The sequence below is a fragment of the Sphingomonas sp. 22R3R2A-7 genome (assembly GCF_036856055.1).
Classification (GTDB): Bacteria; Pseudomonadota; Alphaproteobacteria; order Sphingomonadales; family Sphingomonadaceae; genus Sphingomonas.
Genome location: NZ_JASPFR010000001.1, coordinates 2,262,984 through 2,278,097, shown reverse-complemented (window position 1 = coordinate 2,278,097; position 15,114 = coordinate 2,262,984). Strand labels below are relative to the sequence as shown.

The 15,114-nt window shown below is 66.6% G+C and carries 15 protein-coding genes and 2 pseudogenes; 16 read left to right on the top strand and 1 reads right to left on the bottom strand.

All coding sequences use genetic code 11. The features are described from left to right. The first annotated feature begins 65 nt into the window (after positions 1-65). From QP165_RS10825 to QP165_RS10760, 14 genes and pseudogenes are all read left to right on the top strand, one after another. Positions 66-350: a flagellar basal body rod protein FlgB gene (locus QP165_RS10825; protein WP_443019368.1), complete on the top strand. Its 285-nt coding sequence runs from the start codon at positions 66-68 to the stop codon at positions 348-350. Between the two features lie 3 nt (positions 351-353). Beyond that, positions 354-764 (top strand): flagellar basal body rod protein FlgC, encoded by a 411-nt coding sequence (gene flgC / locus QP165_RS10820; protein ID WP_056018148.1) that lies wholly within the window; start codon positions 354-356, stop codon positions 762-764. A gap of 2 nt (positions 765-766) precedes the next feature. Continuing rightward, entirely contained in the window at positions 767-1,447 is a 681-nt protein-coding gene (locus QP165_RS10815) for a flagellar hook assembly protein FlgD (protein ID WP_056018146.1), read from the top strand. 36 nt (positions 1,448-1,483) lie between these two features. After that, positions 1,484-1,792: pseudogene (locus tag QP165_RS10810) on the top strand (flagellar hook-basal body complex protein); the annotation flags it as partial. A 7-nt stretch (positions 1,793-1,799) separates the two neighbouring features. Then, positions 1,800-2,756, top strand: a complete 957-nt coding sequence (locus tag QP165_RS10805; RefSeq protein ID WP_333995662.1) for a flagellar hook protein FlgE — start codon at positions 1,800-1,802, stop codon at positions 2,754-2,756. A gap of 26 nt (positions 2,757-2,782) precedes the next feature. Further along, positions 2,783-3,535, top strand: coding sequence for a flagellar basal-body rod protein FlgF (flgF, locus tag QP165_RS10800; RefSeq protein ID WP_056018142.1), 753 nt, complete (start codon positions 2,783-2,785; stop codon positions 3,533-3,535). 14 nt (positions 3,536-3,549) lie between these two features. Next, entirely contained in the window at positions 3,550-4,338 is a 789-nt protein-coding gene (gene flgG, locus QP165_RS10795) for a flagellar basal-body rod protein FlgG (protein ID WP_056018140.1), read from the top strand. A gap of 14 nt (positions 4,339-4,352) precedes the next feature. After that, positions 4,353-5,048 carry a flagellar basal body L-ring protein FlgH gene (locus QP165_RS10790; RefSeq protein ID WP_333995658.1) on the top strand — a complete coding sequence of 232 codons (696 nt, stop codon included), beginning with the start codon at positions 4,353-4,355 and terminating at the stop codon, positions 5,046-5,048. Between the two features lie 11 nt (positions 5,049-5,059). Beyond that, positions 5,060-6,283 (top strand): flagellar basal body P-ring protein FlgI, encoded by a 1,224-nt coding sequence (locus QP165_RS10785; RefSeq protein ID WP_333995656.1) that lies wholly within the window; start codon positions 5,060-5,062, stop codon positions 6,281-6,283. Then, a complete protein-coding gene (locus QP165_RS10780; protein WP_056018136.1) occupies positions 6,280-6,609 on the top strand; it encodes a rod-binding protein in 330 nt (109 codons plus the stop codon). The genes QP165_RS10785 and QP165_RS10780 overlap by 4 nt, the downstream gene beginning before the upstream one ends. Then, entirely contained in the window at positions 6,606-7,955 is a 1,350-nt protein-coding gene (flgK, locus tag QP165_RS10775) for a flagellar hook-associated protein FlgK (protein WP_333995654.1), read from the top strand. The genes QP165_RS10780 and flgK overlap by 4 nt, the downstream gene beginning before the upstream one ends. Positions 7,956-7,960: 5 nt before the next feature. After that, positions 7,961-8,854 (top strand): flagellin N-terminal helical domain-containing protein, encoded by an 894-nt coding sequence (locus QP165_RS10770; RefSeq protein ID WP_333995652.1) that lies wholly within the window; start codon positions 7,961-7,963, stop codon positions 8,852-8,854. A 110-nt stretch (positions 8,855-8,964) separates the two neighbouring features. Next, positions 8,965-9,828 carry a flagellar motor stator protein MotA gene (gene motA, locus QP165_RS10765; RefSeq protein ID WP_031394196.1) on the top strand — a complete coding sequence of 288 codons (864 nt, stop codon included), beginning with the start codon at positions 8,965-8,967 and terminating at the stop codon, positions 9,826-9,828. Position 9,829: 1 nt separating this feature from the next. Further along, positions 9,830-10,732, top strand: coding sequence for a flagellar motor protein MotB (locus QP165_RS10760; protein ID WP_056018129.1), 903 nt, complete (start codon positions 9,830-9,832; stop codon positions 10,730-10,732). 125 nt (positions 10,733-10,857) lie between these two features. Here the strand turns inward: QP165_RS10760 and QP165_RS10755 are convergent, their stop codons facing one another. Then, positions 10,858-11,373 (bottom strand): MucR family transcriptional regulator, encoded by a 516-nt coding sequence (locus QP165_RS10755; protein ID WP_333995649.1) that lies wholly within the window; start codon positions 11,371-11,373, stop codon positions 10,858-10,860. Between the two features lie 555 nt (positions 11,374-11,928). Here QP165_RS10755 and QP165_RS10750 point away from each other — a divergent pair. Together QP165_RS10750 and QP165_RS10745 are read left to right on the top strand one after the other, a co-directional pair. Continuing rightward, positions 11,929-13,454, top strand: a pseudogene (locus QP165_RS10750) (alpha-N-arabinofuranosidase). A 65-nt stretch (positions 13,455-13,519) separates the two neighbouring features. Further along, positions 13,520-15,106 (top strand): glycoside hydrolase family 43 protein, encoded by a 1,587-nt coding sequence (locus QP165_RS10745; protein WP_333995648.1) that lies wholly within the window; start codon positions 13,520-13,522, stop codon positions 15,104-15,106. The last annotated feature ends 8 nt before the right edge of the window (positions 15,107-15,114 follow it).

Sequence of the window (15,114 nt, the reverse complement as noted above, 5' to 3'; positions counted from 1 at the left end):
GTCCAGTGTCAGGTGACTCGCTGTTCGGCGTTCATGGTGCGGCCCTCGAGGTGCGATCGCAGCGCATGGGGGTGCTCGCGTCGAACATCGCCAATGCCTCGACCCCCGGCTTCAAGGCGCGCGACATCGACTTCAAGTCGGCGCTGGCGTCGCTGGAAACCGAGGGCGCGGGCGGCATCGGCGGCGCGACCAGATACCGCGTGCCGACGCAGACCTCGATGGACGGCAACACCGTCGAGCTGAACCAGGAACAGACCGCGTTCGCGGAAAACGCCGTGCAGTACCAGACCACGCTGTCGTTCCTGAACGGGCGGATCAGCCAGGTCACGCGCGCCTTGAAGGGGGATTGAGCGATGGCCAACGCGCCGATGACGATTTTCCAGGTCGCGGGCCGCGCGATGTCCGCGCAGCTGCTGCGGATGAACACCACCGCGTCGAACCTCGCCAATGCGGGCGGCGTCGCGGGGTCGGCGGACGCCGCGTACAAGACGATGAAGCCGGTGTTCCGCACCAGCTTCGACGCCGCCAGCGGGATGTCGACGGTCGATGTCGAGAAGGTCGTCACCGCGGGCGAGGCACCCGCCAAGCGCTACGATCCGAACAACCCGATGGCCGACAAGGATGGCAACATCTTCGAGGCGGCGGTCGATGAAACGCGCGAGCTGGTCGACATGATGGAGACCGCGCGCAGCTACCAGAACAATGTCGAGGTGATGCAGACCGCGAAGTCGCTGATCATCGATACCCTCAAGCTAGGCCGCTGATCATGGCAAGTTCCTTCGATTCCACGCTTTCGAACCTCGGTATCACGCGCGCGAGCACCGCGGCGACGACCACCACGGCGTCCAATTCGACGACGCTGAACCAGTCCGACTTCCTAAAGCTGATGACCGCGCAGATGCAGAACCAGGACCCGTTCAACCCGGTCGACAACACGCAGATGGTCGCGCAGATGGCGCAGTTCTCGAGCCTCGCCGGTATTTCCGAGATGAGCAGCACGATGAAGTCGATCGCCGAAAAGCTGAATGCGACCAGCGCGAGCGACGCGATGGGCTATGTCGGCAAGACCGTGCTGACCGCGGGCGACACCGCCTATGGGCGGACCAGCGGCGGGCTTGCCGGCGGGATCGAGCTGGCGGCGGCCGCGAGCAACGTCAACGTCACGATCACCGACGCCAATGGCGGCGTGCTGAAGACGATGTCGCTCGGCAGCGCTGACAAGGGCACCGTGAACTACGACTGGGACGGCAAGACCGCGACCGGCGAGGATGCCGGGACGGGGCCGTTCAAGGTCATCGTCAACGCCCAGAATAATGGCACGACCGTTGCATCACAGAACCTTGTCTGGGCGCCGGTCCAGTCGGTTTCGACGACGACCGGTGCCGCCATCCTCACGCTACCGGGCCTCGGTGAGGTCCCCGTCACCGCGGTTCGCCAGATCGGCTGATCGCCCGCCGATTGTCAGAATTCCAGGAGTAACCCGATGTCCTTCTATACCTCGCTGTCCGGCCTCCAGGCCTCGCAGACCGAAATGTCGACGATCTCGCACAATCTCGCGAACGTCTCGACCAACGGCTTCAAGAAGAGCCGCACCGAATTCGCCGACGTGATCGCGTCGAGCGTGTCGCTCAACCCCGCGCAGCAGATCGGCTCGGGTACCGTCGTCCAGGGCAATCGCCAGCAGTTCAGCCAGGGCAACCTGATCCAGTCGGCCAATGCGCTCGATCTGGCGGTGTCGGGCGACGGCTTCTTCGTGGTCAAGCCGAGCACGACCGCGCTGAACGTCAACTACACGCGCAATGGCGGCTTCCTGGTCGATGCCGACCGCTATGTGGTGGATCTCGAACGGCAGCCACCTGCAGGTCTATCCGGTCGACGGTTCGGGCAAGGTCGTCGCATCGGGGCTCGATTCCGCCGTCAGCCTTCAGCTTCCCGCGACCAGCGGCAAGGCGGTTCCGACCGCGAACGTGTCGATGTCGCTGAACCTCAGCGCCAATGCCGCGATCCCGGCGACGACGACGTTCGACCGGTTCGACCCGACCAGCTACAACCAGTCGGCGCAGACGACGATCTACGACGCGAGCGGCAACGCGCAGACGCTGACCAATTATTTCAAGCGTACGACCACGGCCGATGCCAGCAATAACCAGACCAGCAGCTGGGAAGTGTTCAGCTATGTCGGCGACAAGCCGATGACGACGAACGGTGCGCCAAGCGTCAAGCTGGACTTCAACGGAGACGGCAAGCTGACCGCGCCGACCACTGCGATCGCGTTCGACCCGTTCACCACCGCAGGCAGCAGCACGACGCAGCAGTTCGGCTTCACCTTCGGGCTCGACAGCACGCAGCTGGCCTCGGCGTTCAACGTCGGCGCGCGGAATCAGGACGGCAAGGCGGTCGGTCAGATCCAGGGCGTGACGATCGACGAGTCGGGGATCGTCAAGGCGAGCTTCTCGAACGGCGACACGCAGGCGCTCGGCCAGGTGATGCTCGCCAACTTCTCGAACCCCGAGGGCCTGCGTCAGCTCGGCAGCAGCTACTGGTCGGCGACGGGCATCTCGGGCGAGGCCAAGCTCGGCATCGCCGACGTCAACGGCTTCGGCAAGCTGATGTCGGGGACGATCGAGCGGTCGAACGTCGACATCACCGAGGAGCTCGTCTCGCTGATCGCGGCGCAGCGCAACTTCCAGGCGAACTCGAAGGCCTTGGATACCGCGAGCCAGATCTCGCAGACCATCTTCAACATCCGCAGCTGATCCAGGGCGCGGACGGAGAACCCTGAATGGACAAGCTGGTCTACACCGCGGCGACGGGACTGCGTGCGCACATGGCGGCGCAGTCGGCGATCGCCAACAACATGGCGAACGCGTCGACCACCGGATTCCGCGCGGACCGCGTGGTGTTCGACCGGATCGACCTGAAGGGTGGCGGCCAGCAGTTCGAGGCGCGCGCGCCGACGTCGGAGGAAGTGACCGACGCCGACCGCGCGCCCGGCGCGATCCAGACCACCGGTCGCCCGCTCGACGTCGCGGTGACCGGTGCGACGGCGTGGCTCGCGGTCCAGGCCGCGGATGGCTCCGAAGCCTATACGCGGCGCGGCGACCTCGAGATCGCGCCGTCGGGCGTGCTTCAGACGGGTGACGGTTTCCCGGTGATGGGATCGGGCGGGCCGATCACGATCCCGCCCTATGACACGCTGTCGATCGCCGGCGACGGGACGATCTCGATCGTGCCGCAGGGCGGCGACGCGAAGAACCCACAGGTGATCGACAAGCTGAAGCTTGCGGACACCAAGGGGTCGGACACGGTCAAGGGGCTCGACAACCTGCTGCGCGTGCGCGGCGGCGGCGCGCTGCCCGAGGATCTCGATGCGAAGGTGCAGGGCGGGGCGATCGAGGGATCGAACGTCAACATGACGCAGGCGCTGGTCGACATGATCGAGAACCAGCGCAGCTACGAGGTCCAGGCCAACATGCTGAAGTCCGCCAAGGACATGGATGAAAGCGGTGCATCGCTGATGCGCCTGCCGAGCTAAGGAAGGATTAGGCCATGAGCAGTTCCGCCATGCACATCGCGCGTACCGGGCTCGACGCCCAGGATACGCGCATGCGGGTCATTTCGAACAACCTCGCCAACGTCAACACGACGGGGTTCAAGAAGGATCGCGCCGCGTTCGAGACGCTGGCGTACCAGGTCGTGACCGCGCCGGGCGCGCAGTCGACGTCGGAGACCAAATACGCGACCGGGCTCAACCTCGGTACCGGCGTCCGGATCCAGGGCACCGCGCGGATCGACACGCAGGGGTCGATGCAGACGACGGGCAACAGCCTCGACCTCGCGCTCGACGGCGACGGCTATTTCCAGGTGCAGATGCCCGGCGGCACGCTCGGCTATACGCGCGCGGGCAATTTCTCGCGCAGCCCCGAGGGGCTGATGGTGACGAGCGAGGGCTATCAGGTGATGCCCGGCATCACCGTGCCCGAGGGGACGACGAACATCACGATCGGCCAGGACGGCACCGTGTCGGCGACGGTCCCCGGCCAGTCCGAGGCGCAGCAGATCGGCCAGATCCAGGTCGCGAGCTTCGCCAATGGCGCCGGGCTCCAGGCGACCGGCGACAACTACCTCGTCGAGACCGCCGCGTCGGGCGCCGCCAATCTGGGCGTCGCCGGGCAGGACGGCCGTGGCCGCGTCCGGCAGGGCATGCTCGAGGCGTCGAACGTCAACGTCGTCGAGGAACTCGTCGACATGATCGAGACGCAGCGCGCGTACGAGGTCAATTCCAAGATGATCTCGGCGACCGACGACATGCTCAAATACGTCAACCAGAACATCTGATCGCAGGGCGAATCATGGCATTTCCGATCCCCACGCGCGCGCCGATCGCGCTCCTCGCGATTGTCGCCGGCACGCTGTCGCCGCTCGCGGCCGGGGCGAGCCTGTTCGGCAAGAAGCAGCCGGTCGAGGACTTCACCGTCGCACGGCCGCTGCCCGTGCCCGTGGCGTCGCCTGCAACCGGATCGATCTTCCAGGCGCAGGACGGCTATGCCGCGCTGTACGAGGGCTGGCGCGCGCGGAAAGTCGGCGATCCGCTGACGATCGTGCTCGTCGAGCGCACCGCGGCGTCAAAATCCTCGGGCTCGAAGCTCGACAGCAGCGGGTCGGCCAGCATCACGCCGCCGACGACGGGCGCGCTCAACCTGTTCAGCCGCGCCGATGCGACGATCAGCGGCGGGCGCAACTTCAACGGCGCGGGCGCCGCCGACCAGGCGAATTCGCTGTCCGGCGAGGTCAGCGTGACGGTCGCCGAAGTCTATCCCAACGGCACGATGCTCGTGCAGGGGCAGAAGCGCGTGACGCTCAACCGCGGCGACGAGTTCCTCAAGATCAAGGGGCTGGTGCGCACCGCCGATGTCGACCGCGACAATCGCGTGCTGTCGACGCGCGTGGCCGATGCGCAGATCTCGTACACCGGCAAGGGCGACGTCGCCCGCGCCGGCCGCCAGGGGTGGCTCAGCCGCTTCTTCTCCGTCGTCAGCCCGTTTTGATGGTCACGCCCATGCGCACATACCAACGCCGCCCCAATTTCCGTTCGTCCCGAGTAGCCATCGAGCTTGTCGAGATGGCGTATCGAGGGACATGTGTCTCGATCCGAGCCCTCGACACGCTCGGTCTCTACTCGACACGAACGGCAGGGTGGGTTGTCCTTGCGCTGGCCTCGCTCCTGATCGCTGCACCCGCGTCCGCCGACCGGATCAAGGATCTGGGCGGGTTCCAGGGGATCCGGTCGAACCAGCTGACCGGCTACGGCATCGTCGTCGGGCTGCCCGGCACGGGCGACGACAATCTGGAATATACCGTCCAGTCGCTGAAGGCGGTCGCGTCGCGCTTCGGGCTGCAGCTGCCGCCCAACGCCAATCCGGGGATGAAGAACGCGGCGGTCGTGATGATCACCGCCGAGCTGCCGCCCTTCGCCAAGCCCGGCCAGCGGCTCGACATTACCGTCGCGTCGATGGGCAAGGCCAAGAGCCTGCGCGGCGGCAGCCTGATCATGACGCCGCTGCTCGGCGCGGATAACCAGATCTATGCGATGGCGCAGGGCAATCTCGCGGTCGGCGGGCTCGGCGCGGAGGGCGCCGACGGGTCGAAGATCGTCGTCAACGTCCCCTCGACCGGCCGCATTCCCGAAGGCGCGACCGTCGAACGCGCGGTCGCGACCGGGTTCGACAGCGCGCCGATGCTGACCTTCAACCTCGCGCGCGCCGATTTCACCACCGCGCAGAACGTCGCGGGCGCGATCAATTCGAAGCTCGGCTTCGGCAGCGCGCAGGCGATCGACGCGGTCTCGGTCGCGGTCCGCGCGCCCGTCGGCGCGGACGTTCGCGCGACGCTGATGTCGACGATCGAGAATCTCGACGTGATCTCCGCCGAGCCCTCGGCAAAAGTAATCGTAAATGCGCGCACCGGAACGGTCGTTATAAACTCCGCGGTGCGCGTGGGGCCTGCCGCGGTGACGCATGGGAAGCTGACGGTGCGGATCGACGAGAAGCCACAGGTGAGCCAGCCCGCGCCGTTCAGCCAGGGCCAGACCGTCGTCACGCCGAACAGCGCAGTCGCGGTCGAGGAGGAACGTCGCCCGATGTTCCTGCTGAACCCGGGGCCCAAGCTCGCCGACATCGTCAAGGCGGTGAACGCGATCGGCGCATCGCCTGCCGACCTCGTCGCGATCCTCGAGGCGCTGAAGGAAGCCGGCGCGCTCAAGGCCGAGTTGATCGTCCTGTGAGCCCGATCGCAGCCCCCGGCCCGGTCAATGCGGGCGGCATCTCGACCGACACGAGCCGGCTCAAGTCGAACGACAATCTCGACAAGGCGGGCAAGAAGTTCGAGGCGGTCTTCACCGGCATGATGCTGAAGAGCATGCGCCAGGCAAAGCTCAGCGATTCGCTGTTCGAATCGAAGGCGCTCGACACCTTCACCGAAATGCAGGACGCGCGCGTCGCACAGACGATGGCGGAGCACACGCCGCTCGGCATCGGCAAGGCGATGACCGATTTTCTCGCCAAATCGCAATCCGATCTTAACCCAAGCGCGGCAGAGCCGTCACCATGAGCGACCTCCTGTCGATCGGCGCGTCGGGTGTGCGGGCGTACCAGACCGCGCTGAACACCGTGTCCGAGAACATCGCGAACACCGGCACCGCGGGCTATACCCGGCGGACGACGGCGCTCGGCCAGGTGACCTCGATCGGCAGTGGCATCAACGCAAGCGTCGCGACGGGCAGCAACGGCGTCACCGTCACCGGCATCTCGCGCTCGGCGGACACGTTCCGCTCGCTCGCGGTCCGCAACGCGGGGTCCGACCTCGCCAAGACGGAGACCGCGGCGGCCTGGCTCGGGCGGATCGAGACGTCGCTGACCGACAACAAGCTCGGCGACCGGCTGACCAGTTTCTTCTCTGCGGCACAGACGCTGTCGGCGGACCCGACATCGGTGCCGGCGCGGTCGGTGATGCTCGAATCGGCGGCCAGCGCCGCGGCGGCGTTCACCGCCACCGGCAAGGCGCTCGATACCGCAGCCGCCGATCTCGACACCGCGACGCGTCAGGCGACGCAGACGCTCAATTCGTTCGGCACCGCGCTCGCCAAGGTCAATGACGGCATCGCACGCAGCCAGAAGGGGTCGACCAACGCCGCGCAGCTCGCCGACCAGCGCGACCAACTGCTCGAGCAGATGAGCACGATCACCGATATCAGCGCCGATTTCGACGATCTCGGCCGCGCGACCGTGCGGCTCGGCGGGGCCAACGGCCCGGTGTTCGTGGCGGGCCCCGATTCGGGCAATGTCAGCTATCTGAAGAATGACGAGGGCGCGGTCGGGTTCGTCGTCCAGCGGACCGGCACGACATCGGCGGTGACGCCGTCGGGCGGTGCACTGGCGGGCTATGCCGAGGGCGCACAGAAGATCGTCGCGGCGCGCGACACGCTCAATGGCATCGCGACCGACTTCACCAAGCAGGTCAACGACATCCAGGCGCAGGGGCGCGATCTCGACGGCAAGCCCGGTGCGCCGTTGTTCGCGACCGGTGCCACGCCGACCAGCATCACCGTCGTGCTGACCGACCCGCGCGGCATCGCCGCGGCGAGCGACACCGGTGGCGTGCGCGATGCGTCGAACCTGACCGCACTGCTCGCGACGCGCGACCCGACCACGGGCAGCGAACAGCGGCTGACCAACATGATCACGAGCAACGCGGCGTCGCTCGAACAGCGCAGGCTGGTCGGCGATGCGCAGGGTGCGATCCGCGACGGCGCGGTGACCGCCCGCGATTCGGGCAGCGGCGTCGATCTCGACAGCGAGGCGGTCGACCTGCTCCGCTTCCAGCAGGCGTATCAGGCGTCGAGCCGCGTCATCCAGACCGCGCGCGACATCCTCCAGACCATCCTCGAGATCCGGTAGGCCTTATGCAGATCGCAACCAGCCTCTTCTACGACCGCTCGGCCAAGGCGATGAACGCGCTGTCGAAGCAGGCGGACGCGTTGCAGACGCAGATCTCGACCGGCAAGAAATTCGCCGCGCCCTCGTCCGACAGCGCCGCCTATCAACGGCTTGCCGGGATCGCGCGCGATACCGCCGACGACAAGGCCTATGCCGCGAACCTGACGACGGCGGCATCGGTGCTGAAGCAGTCGGACACGACGCTCAGCGCGATCACCGATCAGCTGCAGCGCGCGTCCGAACTCACGGTGCAGGCACGCAACGGCACGCTGAACGATGCCGCGCGCAGGGCGATCGGCGTCGAGATCGCGAGCATCGTCGATTCGATCGCGAGCCTCGCCAACGTCAAGGATCTGCGGGGCCAGCCGATCTTCGGTGGCGCGGATGGCGGCCCGGCGGCGGTCAAGCAGCCGGGCGGCGGCTATGCGCTGGCAACGACGAGCGTGTCGCCGGTGCCAATTGGCGACGGCCAGACCGTTCAGGCGAACGAATCGGCATCGCGCGTGCTCTCCGCGGGCGGCAAGGATACGCTTGCGGTGCTTGGCGCGATCGCGGCCGCGCTCCAGTCGGACAGCTACGATCCCGCATCGCTCGATACCGCGCTCGACGACCTGAATGCGGCGACCGAGCAGGTGTCGACGATCCAGGCGTCGCTTGGCGCGCGCGCCTCGCGCGTCGATCTCGAAACCGCGCGGCTGAAGGACGTCGCGGTCGACCGCGAGGATACCCGCCAGTCGATCGAGGGCACCGACATCACGACGTCGATCACCGAATTGCAGAAGACGATGACGATCCTGTCGGCGACGCAGGCGAGCTTCTCTAAGCTCAGCGCGCTGTCGCTGTTCGATTATCTGCGCTGAGCGCATTTATAGGACGGATCGGGCGGGGTTGGTAACCGGATGGCTACGAAATCCGGTTAATCCTCCGGTGACAGGGCCGGCTCTCCGGCCTTTGGGGAATTTCCAGCACCATGTTTCCGATTATCGGCATCGTCGTCCTGCTCGTCATGGTGTTCGGCGGATTCGCGTTCACCGGCGGCGCGCTCGGCCCCGTGCTCGAGGCGATCCCGCACGAGATGCTCATCATCGGCGGCGCGGCCGCCGGCGCGCTGATCATCGGCAATTCGGGCAAGGAACTGAAAGGCCTCGGCGGCGGGCTGATGAAGGTCTTCAAGGGCCCGAAATACAAGAAGCAGGATTATCTCGACGTCATCTTCCTCGTCAGCAAGCTGATGAAGATGCTGCGCGTCGACGGGCCGATCGCGCTCGAGCCGCATGTCGAGGATCCCAATTCCTCCGCGGTGTTCGCCGAATATCCCAAGCTGCTGAAGGATCACGCGCTGATCAATCTGATCGCCGACACGCTGCGCCTCGTCGTCGTCTCGTCGGGCACGCTCGACGTGCATGCGGTCGAGGAGGTGATGGACCAGTCGATCAAGACGCATCATCACGAGGAGGAGAGCGCGCACGGCACGCTGACCAGCCTCGCCGACGCGCTGCCCGCGCTCGGCATCGTCGCGGCGGTGCTCGGCGTGGTGAAGACGATGGGATCGATCGACAAGCCGCCGTCGGTGCTCGGCTCGATGATCGGGTCGGCGCTCGTCGGCACGTTCATGGGCGTGCTGCTGGCGTACGGCATGGTTGCGCCGCTGGCGAACCGGCTGAAGCAGGTGCTCGACGCGGATGCCTCGATCTACGGCGTGGTGAAGCAGATCATCATCGCCTCGCTCCACGGCCATCCGCAGCCGCTGGTGATCGAGGCGGCGCGCTCGGGGATCGCGCACAGGAACCAGCCGGGCTTCGCAGAAGTCTTTGACGGGCTGCGAGGCAAGTAAGGTGGCACGCGCGCCGCACGGGGCGAACCAGCCGCCCAAGATCATCGTCAAGAAGGTCTATATCGAGGGGCATGGCGGGCATCATGGCGGCGCGTGGAAGGTCGCCTATGCCGATTTCGTGACCGCGATGATGGCATTCTTCCTGTTGCTGTGGATCCTCGGCGCGACGACCGAGAAGCAGCGCAAGGGTATCGCCGACTATTTCGCGCCGACGCTGATCGACACGCGGACGCTCGGGATCGGCGGCGGTGCGCTGCTCGGCGGCGAGTCGATCCTGTCGAAGAACAAGATCGGTCCGCAGGCGGGGCAGACCAGCCTCCCGCAGATCGCGATCCCGAATGCGGGCGAGGGCGGTGCGAACACCGGGACCGGGCCGAAGGGCAACATGAAGGGGCTCGACACGCTCAACGCCGAGGACCGCAAGAACTTCGCCGAGATGCGACGCAAGGTGCTGAGCCAGATCCAGCGGTCGAAGAGCCTGTCGCGGCTTGCCAGCCATGTCCGGTTCGTGCCGACGCAGGACGGGATGCGGATCGACCTGGTCGACGACGCCGATTATTCGATGTTCGCGCTCGGCACGACCGCGCTCGACAGCAAGGCGGCGGACCTGATCGGGATGATCGCGGGATCGATCGCGGGGTCGAGCAATGCGATCATGATCCGCGGCCATACCGACAGCGTGCCCTATGGCGATCCGCGCGCGATGAACAACTGGATGCTGTCGTCGGGACGCGCCGAGGCGACGCGCCGCCGGTTGCTGGCGGGGGGAACGCCCGAGGCGCGGTTCGAACGGATCGAGGGCGTCGCCGATCGCGAGCCGCTGATCGCAAAGACGCCCAGCGACCCGCGCAACCGCCGCGTGGCGATCACCCTGCTCTACCGCCGCGGGCAGTTCGGCCGGTAGGTCCGGATACGGGGGCGGACGACCGGCCACCCCCTTCGGGCATCATCGTCGCGGTGTTGGCGTCCCGGCGTCGGCGCGCCGGCGTTGGCGCCCCGGCGTTGGCGTCGCCGCATTCGCGCGGACGCTTATTCCGCGACGGTCTGGGTCTCGGTCTTGCGCTTGCGTGGCGCCGGCGCGGCTGCAGCAGCGGCGGGGGCCGGTTCGTCGGTCTTGCGCGCACCGGGCTTGCGACCCAGACCGATCTTCTTGGCCATCGCGCGACGGCTTTCCGAATAGTTCTCGGCGACCATCGGATAATCGGCCTTAAGACCATAGCGCTCGCGATATTCCGCCGGCGTCATGCCATGCGTCGCGAGATGTCGGCGCAAAGTCTTGTACGACTTGCCGTCGATCATCGAGATGATGTGATCCTTCGACGCAAGCGACTTCCGTGCGGTCACCGCGGGCGTGTATTCAGCGACCGCTTCGACCGGTGCGGTTTCGGCGGGCGTGCCAAGCAGCAAGGTCACGGTCTCGTGTATCTTGCCGAGGAATGCCGGAACGTCTTCGGCCGCGGTCCGGGTATTGGGGTTTCCCAGCCAAGCAATCGTCAACTCGGTCGCGAGTTCAACTGCGCTGAGATCGGTCGTGTCTTCCGCCATGATGTGCTCCATTCTACGAAGGCCCCGTACGCGCACGTTGCGGCGTATTCAACGCTGCAAATCAACCTATCCGCAATAGGCCTAAGCCCGATCGAGACAAGATGCAAAGGCACGCCGGGCGTTGGAGATCGGCGAAAAGACTGTGCTTTGTAAATAGCTTGAGGAGCGGTCCAGCATGAAATCGGCAACTCCGACCGCAAAGTTGACCTTTAACTATAACCTGGATCAAAGTTAGTACTTGGGGGAAAGACGTTGACCCCAACGAACGGCGGGATGAACTTGATCGAACCGTGATCAAGCAGAACACCGCCAGGCGGTCGCGACGGCTGTCCGGGCGCGTGCCCGTCGCACGCGGCGTTGACGGATCGGCACCCGATCCATACGCTCATGGTAACGATAACATACACCGCCGCATCGCCGGACGGGTGCGACATGGAGAGCGAAGCCTTGGCAGATACCCCCGTCATGCGTCCACGATTCACGCCGACAGCAACAGTGCGGCAGCAGATGCGCCGCTATGTCCGTGGCGCGATCCTGCCACTGATCGCGGCGGGGATGGGCGGCACACCGCTGGCGGCGCAGACCGTACCGGCGGGGGAGCACGCCACCGCCACGGTGCGCACCGATACGCCCGGGCCCCGGATCGAACGCGACGTGTTCGGCCAGTTCGCCGAACATCTCGGTCACGGCATCTATGGCGGGATCTGGGTCGGGCGGAATTCGAAGATCCCCAATGACGCCGGCTATCGTCGCGACGTGCTGGCGGCGATGAAGGCGATCGACGTGCCGATGGTGCGTTGGCCGGGCGGCTGTTTCGCGGACGAATATCACTGGCGCGACGGCATCGGCCCCGCCAAGGCCCGCCCCGGCAAGATCAACACCAACTGGGGCGGCGTCAACGAGGACAACAGTTTCGGGACGCACGAATATTTCGGGCTGATGGAGCGGCTTGGCGCGAGCACCTATGTCTCGGCCAATGTCGGCAGCGCGCCGCCCGCCGAGACCGCGCAATGGGTCGACTACATGAGCAGCGCGACCGACAGCACCGCGCTCGCCAAGGAACGCGCGCGCAACGGCCGCGCGGCACCCTGGAAGGTCCGGTATCTCGGCATCGGCAACGAACTCTGGGGCTGTGGCGGCAACATGCGCGCCGAATATGCCGCCGACCTGACCAACCGCTACGCGCTGTTCGCCAAGTCCGGCAACGGTCCGATGCTCAAGATCGCGAGCGGGCCGAGCGACTCGAACTATGAGTGGACCGAGGCGATGATGCGCATCGCGGGCAAGAACATCGACGGGCTCGCGCTGCATTACTACACGCGGCCGCGCGAGGGCGACTGGAACGACAAGGGCCCGGCGCTGGGCTTTCCCGAACGCGAATGGGCGACGACGATGGCGCACACGCTGCGGATGGAGGAGTTCCTCACCAAGCATTCGGCGATCATGGACAAGCACGACCCCGCCAAGCGCGTGATGCTCGCGGTCGACGAATGGGGGACGTGGTACGATCCCACGCCCGGCAGCAACCCCGGTTTCCTCGAACAGCAGAACTCGTTGCGCGATGCGGTCGTCGCCGCGCTCAACATCAACATCTTCGCGCGTCATGCCGACCGCGTGCGGATGGCGGCGATCGCGCAGATGGTGAACGTGCTCCAGGCGATGCTGCTGACCGACGGGCCGCGGATGGTGAAGACGCCGACCTATTGGGTGTTCGACCTGTACAAGCCTTGGCAGGGCGCGACCGCCCTGCCGGTCGACCTGACCTCGCCCTGGTATCACAAGGACGAGGTCGCGATTCCCGCGGTGAGCGTGTCGGCGGTGCGCGACACCGCGGGGCAGGTGCATGTCGCGCTCGTCAATCTCGATCCGAACCGCGCGATCCCGGTCTCGGTATCGCTTGCCGGCATGCAGGCGGGTCAGGTGTCGGGACGGATCATCACCGGCACCGGGATGGATGCGCACAACAGCTTCGACCGGCCCGACACCGTCACGCCGCAGCCCTTTGCCGGCGCACAGGTTTCGGGGGTGCGCTGACGACGACCTTGCCCGCGAAGTCGGTCGTCATCCTTGACCTGCGCTGAGGGAGAGCGTGCATGAACGGATATCGCGGGACGATGCTGCCGTCTGCTCGCACGGGGGCGGGTCGATGAGCGCTGGGCGCAAAGCGGGGATGGCGCTGATTGCCGCGCTGCTGCTCACCTCGGGGTCCGCCGCGCAGGTGTGGCGGTCGGATCAGGGGGACGGCAGTTTCCGCAACCCCGTACTGTTCGCGGACTATCCCGATCCCGACATCATCCGCGTCGGGCGCGACTATTATTTCGCCACCACCACCTTTGCCAACGTCCCGGGGATCACGATCCTGCACAGCAGGGACCTGGTGAACTGGACGATCGCCTCGCATCTGGTCGACCGGCTCGACGGGCGTCCGCAATACGACCTCAAGGGGGGCAACGCGTACCGCAAGGGCCTGTACGCCTCGAGCCTGCGCCATCATGCGGGGACCTATTATCTCGCGAACACGCCGGTCGGGCAGAAGACGCGGATCTATTATGCCAGGGACGTGCGCGGGCCATGGGCGTATCACGAGCTCGACCGCGAGGCGTTCGATCCCGCCTTGTTCATCGAGCCCGACGGCCGCGCCTTCGTCGCGACCGCGAGCAGCGCGGACGGGACGATCACGCTGCTGACGCTCGACGCCGGGCTCGCCCGCGTCACCGCGTCGCGCAAGATCCATTACATCAAGGGGGCCGAGGGTTCGAAGATCATCCGGCGGGGGGCGTATTATTATCTGTTCAACGCGCTGCCGCCGCGGCTTGGGCTGACCGTATCGCGTGCGCGCAGCCTGTTCGGACCATGGGAGACGCGCGACCAGATCGACGACAAGACGGGCGGCCACCAGGGTGCGCTGGTCGACCTGCCCGACGGGCGATGGTTCGGCTTCGTCATGGAGGACAGCGGCGCGATCGGTCGGATGACCAATCTGAGCCCGGTATTCTGGCGTGACGACTGGCCCGTCTGGGGAACGCCGGCGGCACCGGGGCGCGTGCCCGATCGCGCGGCCAAGCCCGTCCCGGGATTCGCCTTTGCCGAGCCGGCGACGTCGGACGACTTCGCCCGCGCGTCGCTCGGGCTGCAATGGCAATGGAACCACAATCCCGATCCTGCCCGCTGGTCGCTGACCGATCGCCCGGGCTGGCTGCGGTTGCGCCCGACGGTCGCGGACCGCTTCTGGTCGGCACGCAACACGCTGACGCAAAAGGGGCAGGGGCCCGCGAGCCGCGGCGAGGTGAAGCTCGACGTCCGCCATCTCGCCCCGGGCGATCGCTGCGGCTTCGGTACGCTTGGCCAATATAGCGGCAACCTGACCGTCGCACCCGCCGACGACGGGAGGATCGCGATCGAGATGGAGCTGACCGAGGACAAGGTCGGCGGCGCCGAGACGCAGGTCCGCGCGCGGACCATGGTCGCGCGCGGCGACGCACTGTGGCTGCGGACCGACATGGATTTCACGACCGATCGCGCGCGCGTCGCCTACAGCCTCGACGGCGCGCGCTGGACCACGCTGGGCGGCAGCTTTCCGCTCGCCTTCGCGTGGCGGACGGGTACGTTTCAGGGCGAGCAGTTCGCGCTGTTCTGCTATGCGCCGGGCGCGAGCCGCGGATGGCTCGACATCGACGAGTTCCGCCTGTCCGCGCTCAAGCCCGAGGGGACGCGCGCACGCACCGCGCGCTGACGTGCGGC

Bases quoted from the DNA above. Each gene is read 5' to 3' on its own strand.
- flgF (WP_056018142.1), top strand. From the start codon at position 2,783: ATGGACAAGCTGGTCTACACCGCGGCGACGGGACTGCGTGCGCACATG.
- flgG (WP_056018140.1), top strand. From the start codon at position 3,550: ATGAGCAGTTCCGCCATGCACATCGCGCGTACCGGGCTCGACGCCCAG.
- motA (WP_031394196.1), top strand. From the start codon at position 8,965: ATGTTTCCGATTATCGGCATCGTCGTCCTGCTCGTCATGGTGTTCGGC.
- QP165_RS10785 (WP_333995656.1), top strand. From the start codon at position 5,060: ATGCGCACATACCAACGCCGCCCCAATTTCCGTTCGTCCCGAGTAGCC.
- QP165_RS10805 (WP_333995662.1), top strand. From the start codon at position 1,800: ATGGCGGCTTCCTGGTCGATGCCGACCGCTATGTGGTGGATCTCGAAC.
- QP165_RS10770 (WP_333995652.1), top strand. From the start codon at position 7,961: ATGCAGATCGCAACCAGCCTCTTCTACGACCGCTCGGCCAAGGCGATG.
- QP165_RS10825 (WP_443019368.1), top strand. From the start codon at position 66: ATGGGGGTGCTCGCGTCGAACATCGCCAATGCCTCGACCCCCGGCTTC.
- flgC (WP_056018148.1), top strand. From the start codon at position 354: ATGGCCAACGCGCCGATGACGATTTTCCAGGTCGCGGGCCGCGCGATG.
- QP165_RS10755 (WP_333995649.1), bottom strand. From the start codon at position 11,373: ATGGCGGAAGACACGACCGATCTCAGCGCAGTTGAACTCGCGACCGAG.
- QP165_RS10815 (WP_056018146.1), top strand. From the start codon at position 767: ATGGCAAGTTCCTTCGATTCCACGCTTTCGAACCTCGGTATCACGCGC.
- QP165_RS10790 (WP_333995658.1), top strand. From the start codon at position 4,353: ATGGCATTTCCGATCCCCACGCGCGCGCCGATCGCGCTCCTCGCGATT.
- flgK (WP_333995654.1), top strand. From the start codon at position 6,606: ATGAGCGACCTCCTGTCGATCGGCGCGTCGGGTGTGCGGGCGTACCAG.
- QP165_RS10745 (WP_333995648.1), top strand. From the start codon at position 13,520: ATGAGCGCTGGGCGCAAAGCGGGGATGGCGCTGATTGCCGCGCTGCTG.